We start from the raw sequence: 11510 nt of genomic DNA on the forward strand, positions 1-11510 counted from the left end.
GTCCCTGTATGAACCTGACTGAACCCCGCGAGCTGGCGTCCCTGCTTGAAGCCTTTCTGTTGGCCTCGGGAAAGCCGCAATCCCTTGAGCGCCTGTATGAACTGTTTGAAGAAGGCGAGCGGCCCGAGCCGGCGGTCTTCAAGAAAGCCCTGACCCTGCTCGGCAAGTCCTGCGAGGGTCGCGCCTTTGAACTAAAGGAAGTCTCGTCGGGCTATCGTTTGCAGATCCGCGAGAAGTTTTCACCGTGGGTCGGCCGTCTCTGGGAAGAACGCCCGCAGCGCTATTCCCGTGCGTTGCTGGAGACCATCGCGCTGATCGCCTATCGCCAGCCGATCACCCGTGGCGAGATCGAAGACGTGCGTGGCGTGGCGGTCAACAGCAACATCGTCAAGACCTTGCTCGAGCGTGAGTGGATCCGCGTCGTCGGCTATCGCGACGTGCCGGGCAAACCGGCTATGTTCGCCACGACCAAGGCGTTTCTCGACCACTTCAACCTGAAAAACCTTGAAGATCTGCCGCCGCTGGCCGAGCTGCGCGAGATGGAAGCCGAACCGGTGCTCGACTTCGACGACGCGCCGGTGCCGCAGAGTCTGCAGGAACTGGCCGACGCCAGCGCCGAGCCGGAGGAGGAAAAAGAAGAAACCAGTTTCCATTCCCTGCTGCTGGAGCTGGACAGCATGGAAGAAGGCATCAAAACCGACTTTGACGATTTGCTGCGTGATGCGGTGGATGGCGAAGCGCCGGTGTCTGAGCCTGAGATCATCGCGCCGGTTGTTGAAGCTGAAGTTGAACTTGAAGCGGCGCCTGACGCCGAACCGGAAGAAGACATTCTCGGTGTCGCCGAGGCCCGCGAGAAGCTCCTGGCCGCTGTCGCCGCCCTCGAACAGCCTGAACCGGAACTCAGCGAAGAAGAAGCCGAAGCCCGCGCACTGGCCGAGGCGATCGAAGCCGAACGGCGCGAGTTCGAAGACTGACGCCTATCGAGAAACCAGTGAAGACGCTGTGGGAGCGAGCCTGCTCGCGAAGGCGGTGTGTCAGATACATTAATGCTGAATGACAACGGGCCTTCGCGAGCAGGCTCGCTCCCACAGGGTGAAATGTCGTTCTGGAGATTGCGATGAGCTCAACCAAAGACCCCTGCATCAGCCTCTGCAAATTCTCCGACGACATCTGCCTGGGTTGCGGTCGCAGCAAGCGCGAGATCAAGGCCTGGAAGAAGCTCGACAAGGACGACAAACGCACGGTGCTGGCCGAAGCCGCGCTGCGCCTGATCAAACTCGGTGGTGCCGGTCGGCGGAAAAAGAAATAACCGGCAATCGATCAGCTAGTCTCTGATGCGCGACGGCGCACATCCGCGTATGATTCGCGACCCTTCGCCGATCCCTTCGGCCTGGACCCAGTTTTCAATACTTCAGGCGCCGCCTGAACAGACCACACCGGGAGGTGCCCAGATGAGTGACATCAATCAGAAAGACGACCAGGAAATCGGCCCAGCAGGCGAAAAGCTGCAGAAGGTCCTCGCCCGTATCGGCGTCGGCTCGCGCCGTGACGTGGAATCCTGGATCAGCCAGGGCCGGATCAAGGTCAATGGCAAAGACGCCACCCTCGGCCTGCGCGTCGACATGCACGACGCCATCACCATCGATGGCAAAGTGATCAAACGCGAAGAGGCCGCCGAATCGGTGCGCCGCGTGATCATGTACAACAAGCCCGACGGCGAAATCTGCACCCGTGACGACCCGGAAGGCCGTCCGACCGTGTTCGACAAGCTGCCGCGTCCGAAAGAAGGCCGCTGGATCAACATCGGCCGTCTCGACATCAACACCACCGGTCTGCTGATGTTCACCACTGACGGTGAGCTGGCCAACCGTCTGATGCACCCGTCCTACGAGATGGACCGCGAGTACGCCGTGCGTGTACGCGGTGAAGTCGACGACGAGATGATCGAACGCCTGAAGGCCGGCGTGGTGCTGGAAGACGGTCCGGCGCGTTTCACCGACATTCAACAGGCGCCGGGCGGTGAAGGTTTCAACCACTGGTACCACTGCGTGGTCATGGAAGGGCGCAACCGTGAAGTGCGTCGTCTGTGGGAATCCCAAGGTCTGGTGGTCAGCCGTCTGAAGCGCGTGCGTTTCGGTCCGGTGTTCCTCAACTCCGACCTGCCGATGGGTCGCTGGCGCGAAATGAGCCAGTACGAAGTCGACGTCCTCAGCGCCGAAGTCGGCCTGACGCCGGTGGCAATGCCGCAGCTGAACGCCAAGAGCAAGGACAAGCTCGAACGCATGCAGCGCAAATCGTCGCGGCCGATGGCCAAGACCGAGCGCGTACGCACCCTGCGTCCAGCCGCCGGCGCACCGACCGCGCCGCGCCCGAGCCGTGAGCCGCAGATCGAAGGCGAGCGTCCAGGTCGCAAGCCAGTCGCCCGTGACGGCGAGCGCGCACCGCGTCCGGCCAATGGCCGTACTGAGCGTGGCGAACGCGGCGCTCCTGCCGGTCGCGGTACGCCAGTGGCGGATCGTCCAGCCGACACCACCAACAAGCGCCCGGCCAAACCGGCGCCAAAGCGTCCGGGAATCAAACTGGTCGACGGCGACAAGCCCTCGGGCAAGCGTCGCGGCGCACCGGCTGGTTCCGGTCAGCGCCCGGGTTTCGGTCGCAAAAAGCCGGAATAAGGCAGCTGTGAGTTACTAGCTGCAAGCTGCAAGTTGAAGCAAAAACGCCAACCTTAGGGTTGGCGTTTTTTTTCGTCTGGCGAAACTCATGTAGCGTCTGATTGGGCCTCTTCGCGAGCAGGCTCGCTCCCACATTGGAGTTGCGTCGAACATAAATCCCTGTGGGAGCGAGCCTGCTCGCGAAGGCGTCAGTCGCCTAAAACACAAATCGGCCATCGAAAACCGGCTTGTCATCCAGCGCCAACACCCCGCCCGAAAAGATCAGATCCAGGTGATGACTGCCCTTGGCGCCACCGCCTAATCCAAGATGCAACCCACAATGCCGCTCCTCAAACCCGGCATTGCGCGCATACAGATCCTTCACGCCTTCGTTGGTGCCAATCCCCAACTCCTCAATCCGCCGGTTCGACGGGTTGGCATCCAGGTACTTGTTGAAATCATGTTCCAGCCCCGGCACGTCGGTGGCGATGCGGCTGATGGTCGAGTTCTCGATCCACAGCTCCAGCGGCGATTCCAGCACGCCGTACTTGCGCGCGAAGGGGATGGTGCTGAGGAAGGTGCCCTTGAACTTCACGTGGCCATTGATGGCTTCGCTATGGGTGGCGATTTCGCCGGGGGCGAGGTCAAAGTTGCCGACGCCGTTGATGTCGGTCCACTTCTTGATGCTGCTCATCGGCGTTTCGAACCATGAGCCGTGGTCATCCTTGAAACTCAGCGTGGTCGCCTGGGACATGCGCTGGATCAAGTGACTGTTGAGTCCGGCGATGCGTTGCGGGGTGATGCTGAAGGTGTCGTAGAAATAGTCGCCGTAATCCTTGAACAGCAGCGACTTCTTCCAGTTTTCCGCCATCACCGCTTGCAGTGCGCGGACGAACTCCGGGCCGTCGGGGCGCGGGTTGGGCAGGGTGGAAGAGTCGTAGAAGAAAATGTACAGATCGCTGTCGGCAATTGCCTCGGACAGCGCTGCGGTGCTTTCCAGGTCCAGGCGCCGGGCGCTGAACTCAAAGCGCGGATGCTCGCCGGCCTGTTCGGCAATGGCGCCGGTCAGGGCTTCGTAATCGGCGGTGTGGCCCAGCATGACCTTCGCCGAGTCGAGGCCGGCGAGGGCAGGGTGATGTTCGAGGTAGTAAAGGAAATGCGAGATGGCGCGGGGCTTGTCCATGAATCCTCCCTGACTGACCGGGGAATGAAGCGGCAGGCACGACCGGCCGGACCGTGCCTGCCCGGGATGTCTTACAGAGGCCACATCGCCGTGCCGAACGGAACCACCGCGTCGGCTTGCATCATTTCCACAGCAGCCTCATGGGTTGGCGCTTCAAACCATTCGTCCAGTTGCAGTTCGGTATCCAAGTCTTTTTCCAGTGCTTGCATGGTCGATCTCCTAGAGAATTTCACGGTTTATGACTGACCGGTCGAGGTGGCCGGTGAGACGTGAAAAACCTAGTTGAGGCTTTTTCGTAATGCAAAATTTTATCCATTTAATTTTTAAATAGACTTTTTGTTCTGTTTTTCAGGATCGGTTTTCTTATTTGAAAACAAAAAACTAGGCAGGCGAAATTGATAGCAAGCTAGCTACCGTCAATATGCAGACGTCCTTCGGAAATTTCTGATTCGGAAAATATTCGTTACGCGTTGTAAACAAAACGTGACGAAAAGACCCCGCGGGAGCGGTGATTTCCCGCCTCCGCATCGGTTGTAAGGAAAAGCTTCCGTAAGCCGGGAGAACAGCTGCCGCGCAAGGCTCTGGCGCGCTTGTTTCCAGCCTTCAAGCAGGGTGTGATGCGCCCCATGCCTGTCGTGCAGGCGAATAACAAGAAGGAGGCGCAATGAACGCCGCGACTGATTTCCACTTCTCCCCGTGGGACGGTTTTTTCCTCGTCCCCGTCGATGGCCTGCAAAGGCCTGACTCATATTTTGCAGCCGCTCGGCACTGTCGAGGCGGACACGTGCAATCCCGGCAACCGACACGCTGATCAGGCGGGTCTGGCAGCAGGGGGTTAGCGGTGTACAATGCGCCGCGTTTTAACTGTGACCCTCTGCGTAATCGCAAAAATCTCGAGGCTATCCGCCTTGTTCACTCCGCCGCGCCACAAGCGTGCCGGGTTCGATTTCGTCACAGATAAAAACAAACAGGTGACGCATGACCGTTGTAAATGAGCTGAACTCCTGGTGCCTGCGCTGGGGTTTGATCGGGGCTGCCTGAAATCGCAACCTTGCAGCAACGTCTACTGAACATCATCAAACCTTGCGTGAGACCTTTTCATGAGTGGACAACCCTCGCAATCAGGCGAGCTTAAGCGCGGCCTGAAAAATCGCCATATTCAACTGATCGCCCTCGGTGGCGCGATCGGTACCGGATTGTTCCTCGGTTCTGCCGGGGTACTGAAATCCGCCGGCCCGTCGATGATCCTCGGCTACGCCATTTGCGGCTTCATCGCCTTCATGATCATGCGCCAGCTCGGCGAAATGATCGTCGAAGAGCCGGTGGCCGGTTCCTTCAGCCACTTCGCGCACAAATACTGGGGCGGTTTCGCCGGTTTCCTCTCGGGCTGGAACTGCTGGATTCTGTACATTCTGGTGGGCATGTCCGAGCTGACAGCGGTCGGCAAGTACATCCATTACTGGGCGCCGGACATCCCGACCTGGGTCTCCGCTGCTGCATTCTTCGTGCTGATCAACGCGATCAACCTGGCCAACGTCAAAGTCTTCGGTGAGGCCGAATTCTGGTTTGCGATCATCAAGGTCGTGGCCATCGTCGGCATGATCGCCCTGGGCAGCTACTTGCTGGTCAGCGGCCATGGCGGCCCGCAAGCCTCGGTCTCCAACCTGTGGTCCCACGGCGGTTTCTTCCCCAATGGGGTGAGCGGTCTGGTGATGGCCATGGCGATCATCATGTTCTCTTTCGGCGGTCTGGAAATGCTCGGTTTCACCGCCGCTGAAGCCGACAAGCCGAAAACCGTGATCCCGAAAGCGATCAACCAGGTGATCTACCGCATCCTGATTTTCTACATCGGCGCGCTGGTGATCCTGCTGTCGCTGACTCCTTGGGACAGCCTGCTGGAAACGCTCAACGCCTCGGGCGATTCCTACAGCGGCAGCCCGTTCGTACAAGTGTTCTCGATGCTCGGCAGCAACACCGCCGCGCACATCCTCAACTTCGTCGTGCTGACCGCCGCGCTGTCGGTGTACAACAGCGGCACCTACTGCAACAGCCGTATGCTGCTGGGGATGGCCGAGCAGGGCGATGCGCCAAAAGCTCTGGCGAAGATCGACAAGCGCGGCGTGCCGGTGCGTTCGATTCTGGCTTCGGCGGCAGTGACGCTGGTTGCCGTGTTGCTCAACTATCTGATCCCGCAACATGCGCTGGAACTGCTGATGTCGCTGGTGGTTGCGACGCTGGTGATCAACTGGGCGATGATCAGCTACTCGCACTTCAAGTTCCGCCAGCACATGAATCGGACTAAACAGACGCCGCTGTTCAAGGCGCTGTGGTACCCGTACGGCAACTTCGTCTGCCTGGCGTTCGTGGTGTTCATTCTCGGCGTGATGCTGCTGATCCCGGGGATTCAGATATCGGTATACGCGATTCCGGTGTGGGTGGTGTTCATGTGGGTCTGCTACCTGATCAAGAACAAGCGCAGTGCCCAGCAGGCGCTGCCAGTGATCGCCAAGTAACCGCTCAAGCAGAAACAGCAAACCCGGCCAAGTGCCGGGTTTGTTGTTTTGAAATGGAAAAATCTGACATCACACCGAACCCTGTGGAGCGAGCCTGCTCGCGAAAGCGGTCCATCAGAAACATCTGCATCGACTGACACACCGCCTTCGCGAGCAGGCTCGCTCCCACAGAGGTTGAGTGAATCGGGTTATCCTGCACGCTCTGATTACGGACGTTTTTCCATGCTGGTGATTTCCAACAACGTGCATCTGCCGGATGCCGAGATCGAATTGACCGCCATCCGCGCGCAAGGCGCCGGTGGGCAGAATGTCAACAAGGTCTCCAGCGCCATGCACTTGCGCTTCGACATTCCCAACTCGTCGTTGCCGGAGTTCTACAAGGAACGTCTGCTGGCACTGCGTGACAGCCGTATCACCAGCGATGGCGTGCTGATCATCAAGGCGCAGCAATACCGAACCCAGGAAGCTAACCGCGCCGATGCGCTGGAGCGGCTGGTCGAGCTGATTCTCAGCGCCACCAAAGTGGAAAAGAAACGCCGCCCGACCAAGCCGACCCTCGGCTCGAAGAAGCGTCGGCTGGAGTCGAAAACCAAGCGCGGCAGTATCAAGGCCGGGCGCGGCAAGGTGGATTTCTAAGCCTCGCGGTATTTTGCCGTGTGTTTGTACAGGTAAACGCTCAAGCCGAGCCCGCTCAACGCCGCGAAGGCGGCGAACAGGAAGATCGAAGCAAAACCGAATCCTGCTGCGATCGCCCCGGCCAGCGGCCCGGTGATCCCCAGCGACAAATCAATGAACAGTGAATAGGCACCGACCGCCGCGCCACGGCTCGAGGCCGGCACCAGATTCACCGCCTCCACGCCCAGCGCCGGGAACACCAGCGAGAAGCCGAAACCGCTCAGCGCCGCGCCCGCCAGTGCCCAATGCGCATCCGGCGCGATCCACAGCAACAACAAACCCAACGTTTCCACCGACAGGCAGGCAATCGCCACGCGGAAGCCGCCGAGGCGGTTGATCAGGTTGCCGAACAGCAGCCGCGCGCCGATGAAGCTGGCGCCGAACAGGCTCAGGCACAGCACGGCGTTGTCCCAGTGCTGGGTCGCGTAGTACAGGGTGATGAAAGTGGCGATGGTGCCGAAGCCGATCGAACCCAGCGCGAGCCCGCAGCCGTGGGGGAAGACTTTGCCCAGCACATGCATGAACGGCAGGCGTTCACCGGCGACAATCGGCGCGGCAGTCTTCGGCCATGCCAGCGCCAGACCGAGCAGGGCGAGAAGGATGATGCTCACGCCCATGCTCCACAGCCCCAAGCTGCTTACCAGCCACACACCGAACGGCGCGCCGATCGCCAGGGCGCCGTAACTGGCGATGCCGTTCCAGGAAATCACTTTCGCCGTATTCGCCGCGCCGACCCGGCCGATGCCCCAGCCAATCGAACCGGAACCGACCAGGCTTTCCGCGCTGCCCAGCACCAGACGGCCAATTAAGAGGCTGATCAGACTGAGCAGCGGCAGGTTCGGCGTCCACGCGGAAATCAGCATGAACACACCGCTCAAGCCGCAACCAGCGAGGCCAATCATCACTGCGCGTTTACTGCCCTGGTTGTCGATGATCTTGCCGGCATACGGGCGGCTGAGCAGGGTGGCGAGGTATTGCACGCTGATCACCAGCCCGGCGATCACGGCGCCGAAACCAAGGTCACTGTGGACATAGCCCGGCAACACGGCGAGCGGGATGCCGATGTTCAGGTAACCGATAAAGGTGAAGAGGACGATGGAGACTACTTGCAGCGTAACCGCCAGCGGACGCTGGGGCTCGGATATAGACGACATGGGTAACGATCCACGGGAGCAGCAGATTAGATAGGCTGCTCATGATACCGGCGTGAACCGTTCAGGGGCGGGGAAAAGTAAAACTATTTGCCGGGCGGCGCTTTCAGGATTTCGCCGGGGCGACCAGTTGCGTGGTGACGAGGGCGGCGAGGGCGTTTTCTTCGCTGCCGAAACGTTCGAGCAGGGCAGCTTGCTTCTCGGGCGAGAGGCGATTCCAGATCTCGATCATTTTCTCGGTGGCGCCGATCAGCACGGCAGCTTGGCTTTCGGAGAATTCGTCGGTCATGGCGGGCTCGGGTTTCAGGCAGTGTGGAAAGCGCATGTTAGCGCTTTCCACACGGTCTGTACGGCGGGTCTTACTCTTCGCTGTCGGCTTTGCGGCTGTCAGCGGCTTCTTGCGGCTCGGGCTTTTCAGCGCCGGCGTGTTGCGGGGTCGTCTGCTCAGGTACGTGCAGGCTTGGGAAGGGGAGATTGGGAATCTCGTGCATGGGTGCGCTCCTCGCTAAGTCTGTTGATAGATCAGGTGCTCCGCGCTTTACAAAGCCTGCGCAGGATACAGCAGGAAAAATGACAATCAGACTTTTAATTCAAATTAATGCGACAGATGGCCGCAGGGAGGGGAGGCGACCACAAAAACCAAATGTGGGAGTGGGCTTTCGTGGCGAGGGGATTTATCCCCGATGGGCTGCGAAGCGGCCCCAGACCCTGCATTTGATCGTTCCCACGCTCCGCGTGGGAATGCAGCCGGGGACGCTCTGCGTCCCAAAGCGGACGCAGAGCGTCCGAAGAGGCATTCCCACGCGGAGCGTGGGAACGAGCATAGTGGGCTATTTACAGGCGTCGGCGATGGCGTCGCCGAGCGATGCGAGGCGGGTGGCGTCGATGCCGGCGACGTTCGCGCGGCCGGAGCTGACCATGTACACGCTGTGCCGCTCGCGCAGGGTTTTCACCTGTTCCGGCGACAGGCCGGTGTAGGAGAACATCCCGCGTTGCACACCGATGTGTGCGAAACGCTCGCGCAAACCGTGGGGTTCCAGCGCTTCGACCAGACCGCTGCGCAGCTGGGCGATCCGCAGACGCATCGCTTCCACTTCATCGGCCCAGCGCGCTTTCAGCTCTGGATCGGCGAGGATGGTCGCGACCACCGCCGCGCCGTGATCCGGCGGCGTCGACCACAGATTGCGGGCGATGTTGGCCAGTTGGCTGCGGATGTCGATGAGCTTGTCGGCGCTGGTCGCGCAGACGATCAGTGCCCCGGTGCGGTCGCGATACAGGCCGAAGTTCTTCGAGCAGGAACTGGTGATCAGCAGCTCCGGCACTTGCGCCGCGAACAACCGGGTCGACCACGCGTCCTGCTCCAGGCCATCGCCAAAACCCTGATAAGCAAAGTCGATCAGCGGCAGCAGATCGCGGCTGCGCACCACTTCAAGCACGCGCTTCCAGTCGTCATGGCTCAGGTCGAAACCGGTCGGGTTGTGGCAGCACGCATGCAGCAGCACCACGTCGCCCTTCGGCACTTCCTTGAGCACGGCGAGCATCGCTTCGACGTCGAGGCGATTGTCACTGCCCACATAGGGGTAGTGGCTGACCTTGACCTTGGCGGCGGCGAAAATGGTTTCGTGGATCGGCCAGGTCGGGTTGCTCAACCACACGCCTTTGCCCGGCAGGCATTGCGCGATGAAGTCGGCAGCCAGACGCAGGGCGCCGGTGCCGCCCGGGGTCTGGGTGGCGCCGGCGCGTTGTTCCATGATCAGTTGTGAGTCGGCACCGAGCACCAGCTCATTGATGACCTTGCCGAACAGCGGGTTGCCGTGGCCACCGATGTAGGTTTTGGTGTCCTGGCTTTCGACCAGTCGCGCTTCGGCGATTTTCACCGCTTCGGGAATCGGCGTCAGGCCCTGGGCATCCTTGTAGACGCCAACGCCGAGGTCGAACTTGCGCGGATTGGCATCCTGCGCATAGGCCTCCATCAAACCGAGAATCGGGTCGCCGGGAACCCGGCCGATGGCGTCGAAGTGCATCACTTGCGTCCTCCTGCGGTCTTCGCTACTTCGTCAGTGCGCGCGGCCATGATGAAGTCGTTGCGGTGCAGGCCTTTGATCGAGTGGCTCCACCAGGTCACGGTGACTTTGCCCCACTCGGTCAGCAGGCCCGGGTGGTGACCTTCGGCCTCGGAGATCTCGCCCACGGCGTTGGTGAACGCCAGAGCGTGTTTGAAGTTCTTGAACAGGAAAACTTTCTCCAACTGCATGATGCCGTCGCGTACTTCGATGTTCCAGTCAGGGATCTGCTTGATCAGGATCGGCAGCTCTTCGTCGCTGACTTGTGGCGCATCGGCGCGGCAGGCTTCGCAGTGGGCTTGGTTCAAAGTCGACATGGTGGATTCCTGAAAACGAGTGTGTTTTTTATTAAAGCGCGTGTGCCGCCAATGCCGTCACGCTAAAGCAAAGTGGCGGCGACGGACAGACGCAATTGTCAGCAAAAGTCGCGGTTCAGGCGGCTTTGGGTTTCGGCGGAAATTTCGGCGCGTGCAAGCCCAGCTGCATGCCCTGACGAACCATGGCCATGATGTCTTCATGGGCCACGTCGAACAGGCGCTTGAGATTGGGCAGGACGAAGTACAGCGGTTGCAGAATGTCGATGCGATACGGCGTGCGCATGGCTTCCAGCGGATCGAAGAGCTGATGCTCAGGCTCGTCCGACAGGCAGTAAACGGTTTCTTTCGGCGAGGACAGAATCCCGCCGCCGTAGATGCGCTTGCCGTGCGGGGTGTCGACCAGACCGAATTCGATGGTCATCCAGTACAACCGGGCCAGATACACGCGCTCTTCCTTGGTCGCCTGCAGGCCGAGCTTGCCATAGGTGTGGGTGAATTCAGCGAAGTAGGGGTTGGTCAGTAGCGGGCAGTGGCCGAAGATCTCGTGAAAGATGTCGGGCTCTTGCAGATAGTCGAGTTCTTCGCGGGTACGTATGAAGGTGGCGACGGGGAATTGCTTGCTGGCAAGCAACTCGAAAAACGTCTGGAAGGGAATCAGCGCCGGCACCCTTGCAACCTGCCAGCCGGTGGTTTCGCCGAGGACTTTGTTGATCTCGGCCAGTTGCGGGATGCGGTCGTGGGGCAGACCGAGTTTTTCGATACCGTCCAGATATTCCTGGCACGCACGACCTTCAATCACCTTCAACTGGCGAGTGATCAGCGTGTTCCACACCGCATGTTCTTCGGCGGGGTAGTCGATAAAACCTTGCGCATCGGGCTCGCGAGCCACGTATTGCGTCTGCTTCATGCTGCTCTCCTGCTAGGAAATTCGTTTTTGTTATGTCCAGCGATGGCTAA

14 protein-coding genes are annotated in these 11510 nt (G+C 60.2%); 5 read left to right on the plus strand and 9 right to left on the minus strand.

What is annotated here, in order from left to right:
* The first annotated feature begins 8 nt into the window (after positions 1 to 8).
* From scpB to rluB, 3 genes are all read left to right on the plus strand, one after another.
* A complete protein-coding gene (gene scpB / locus AB4O12_RS01805) occupies positions 9 to 974 on the plus strand; it encodes an SMC-Scp complex subunit ScpB (protein ID WP_056783735.1) in 966 nt (321 codons plus the stop codon).
* Positions 975 to 1117: 143 nt separating this feature from the next.
* Positions 1118 to 1309 (plus strand): DUF1289 domain-containing protein, encoded by a 192-nt coding sequence (locus tag AB4O12_RS01810; RefSeq protein WP_016771121.1) that lies wholly within the window; start codon positions 1118 to 1120, stop codon positions 1307 to 1309.
* A 142-nt stretch (positions 1310 to 1451) separates the two neighbouring features.
* Complete coding sequence (rluB, locus tag AB4O12_RS01815) at positions 1452 to 2672, plus strand: 23S rRNA pseudouridine(2605) synthase RluB (RefSeq protein ID WP_041478987.1); 1221 nt, start codon at positions 1452 to 1454, stop codon at positions 2670 to 2672.
* A 196-nt stretch (positions 2673 to 2868) separates the two neighbouring features.
* Here the strand turns inward: rluB and AB4O12_RS01820 are convergent, their stop codons facing one another.
* The gene (locus AB4O12_RS01820) at positions 2869 to 3834 is read right to left on the minus strand and encodes a M29 family metallopeptidase (protein ID WP_056783740.1); all 966 of its coding nucleotides are present in this window, start codon (positions 3832 to 3834) and stop codon (positions 2869 to 2871) included.
* A 71-nt stretch (positions 3835 to 3905) separates the two neighbouring features.
* Positions 3906 to 4043 (minus strand): hypothetical protein, encoded by a 138-nt coding sequence (locus AB4O12_RS01825; RefSeq protein ID WP_003222780.1) that lies wholly within the window; start codon positions 4041 to 4043, stop codon positions 3906 to 3908.
* A gap of 891 nt (positions 4044 to 4934) precedes the next feature.
* On the opposite strand from AB4O12_RS01825, the gene AB4O12_RS01830 reads away from it, so the two are divergent.
* Positions 4935 to 6347, plus strand: a complete 1413-nt coding sequence (locus AB4O12_RS01830) for an amino acid permease (protein ID WP_076566544.1) — start codon at positions 4935 to 4937, stop codon at positions 6345 to 6347.
* Between the two features lie 4 nt (positions 6348 to 6351).
* Here AB4O12_RS01830 and AB4O12_RS01835 read toward each other — a convergent pair whose 3' ends face one another.
* A complete protein-coding gene (locus tag AB4O12_RS01835; RefSeq protein WP_460060226.1) occupies positions 6352 to 6477 on the minus strand; it encodes a hypothetical protein in 126 nt (41 codons plus the stop codon).
* A 92-nt stretch (positions 6478 to 6569) separates the two neighbouring features.
* On the opposite strand from AB4O12_RS01835, the gene arfB reads away from it, so the two are divergent.
* A complete protein-coding gene (gene arfB, locus AB4O12_RS01840) occupies positions 6570 to 6983 on the plus strand; it encodes an alternative ribosome rescue aminoacyl-tRNA hydrolase ArfB (RefSeq protein WP_016771119.1) in 414 nt (137 codons plus the stop codon).
* On the opposite strand, the gene AB4O12_RS01845 is transcribed toward arfB, so the two are convergent.
* The 6 genes from AB4O12_RS01845 to phhA all read right to left on the minus strand — a co-directional run bounded on the left by AB4O12_RS01845 (position 6980) and on the right by phhA (position 11460).
* Positions 6980 to 8167 (minus strand): MFS transporter, encoded by a 1188-nt coding sequence (locus AB4O12_RS01845; RefSeq protein ID WP_460062365.1) that lies wholly within the window; start codon positions 8165 to 8167, stop codon positions 6980 to 6982. The genes arfB and AB4O12_RS01845 overlap by 4 nt on opposite strands.
* A gap of 112 nt (positions 8168 to 8279) precedes the next feature.
* Complete coding sequence (locus AB4O12_RS01850; RefSeq protein WP_039761215.1) at positions 8280 to 8462, minus strand: hypothetical protein; 183 nt, start codon at positions 8460 to 8462, stop codon at positions 8280 to 8282.
* A 70-nt stretch (positions 8463 to 8532) separates the two neighbouring features.
* On the minus strand, positions 8533 to 8664 hold the full coding sequence (locus tag AB4O12_RS01855) for a hypothetical protein (RefSeq protein WP_016771117.1): 132 nt from the start codon (positions 8662 to 8664) through the stop codon (positions 8533 to 8535).
* 339 nt (positions 8665 to 9003) lie between these two features.
* On the minus strand, positions 9004 to 10197 hold the full coding sequence (locus AB4O12_RS01860) for an amino acid aminotransferase (RefSeq protein ID WP_460062368.1): 1194 nt from the start codon (positions 10195 to 10197) through the stop codon (positions 9004 to 9006).
* Entirely contained in the window at positions 10197 to 10553 is a 357-nt protein-coding gene (locus AB4O12_RS01865) for a 4a-hydroxytetrahydrobiopterin dehydratase (protein ID WP_460060228.1), read from the minus strand. The genes AB4O12_RS01860 and AB4O12_RS01865 overlap by 1 nt, the downstream gene beginning before the upstream one ends.
* Before the next feature lie 115 nt (positions 10554 to 10668).
* Positions 10669 to 11460 (minus strand): phenylalanine 4-monooxygenase, encoded by a 792-nt coding sequence (phhA, locus tag AB4O12_RS01870; protein ID WP_041478990.1) that lies wholly within the window; start codon positions 11458 to 11460, stop codon positions 10669 to 10671.
* Between the last annotated feature and the right edge of the window lie 50 nt (positions 11461 to 11510).

The organism is Pseudomonas sp. S2_A05, from assembly GCF_054668485.1.

What these genes read in the sequence shown, in the direction of transcription:
- AB4O12_RS01830 (WP_076566544.1), top strand. Translation starts at nt 4,935, where the DNA reads ATGAGTGGACAACCCTCGCAATCAGGCGAGCTTAAGCGCGGCCTGAAA.
- AB4O12_RS01820 (WP_056783740.1), bottom strand. Translation starts at nt 3,834, where the DNA reads ATGGACAAGCCCCGCGCCATCTCGCATTTCCTTTACTACCTCGAACAT.
- AB4O12_RS01835 (WP_460060226.1), bottom strand. Translation starts at nt 6,477, where the DNA reads ATGCAGATGTTTCTGATGGACCGCTTTCGCGAGCAGGCTCGCTCCACA.
- rluB (WP_041478987.1), top strand. Translation starts at nt 1,452, where the DNA reads ATGAGTGACATCAATCAGAAAGACGACCAGGAAATCGGCCCAGCAGGC.
- AB4O12_RS01810 (WP_016771121.1), top strand. Translation starts at nt 1,118, where the DNA reads ATGAGCTCAACCAAAGACCCCTGCATCAGCCTCTGCAAATTCTCCGAC.
- AB4O12_RS01850 (WP_039761215.1), bottom strand. Translation starts at nt 8,462, where the DNA reads ATGACCGACGAATTCTCCGAAAGCCAAGCTGCCGTGCTGATCGGCGCC.
- phhA (WP_041478990.1), bottom strand. Translation starts at nt 11,460, where the DNA reads ATGAAGCAGACGCAATACGTGGCTCGCGAGCCCGATGCGCAAGGTTTT.
- arfB (WP_016771119.1), top strand. Translation starts at nt 6,570, where the DNA reads ATGCTGGTGATTTCCAACAACGTGCATCTGCCGGATGCCGAGATCGAA.
- scpB (WP_056783735.1), top strand. Translation starts at nt 9, where the DNA reads ATGAACCTGACTGAACCCCGCGAGCTGGCGTCCCTGCTTGAAGCCTTT.
- AB4O12_RS01855 (WP_016771117.1), bottom strand. Translation starts at nt 8,664, where the DNA reads ATGCACGAGATTCCCAATCTCCCCTTCCCAAGCCTGCACGTACCTGAG.
- AB4O12_RS01825 (WP_003222780.1), bottom strand. Translation starts at nt 4,043, where the DNA reads ATGCAAGCACTGGAAAAAGACTTGGATACCGAACTGCAACTGGACGAA.
- AB4O12_RS01865 (WP_460060228.1), bottom strand. Translation starts at nt 10,553, where the DNA reads ATGTCGACTTTGAACCAAGCCCACTGCGAAGCCTGCCGCGCCGATGCG.
- AB4O12_RS01860 (WP_460062368.1), bottom strand. Translation starts at nt 10,197, where the DNA reads ATGCACTTCGACGCCATCGGCCGGGTTCCCGGCGACCCGATTCTCGGT.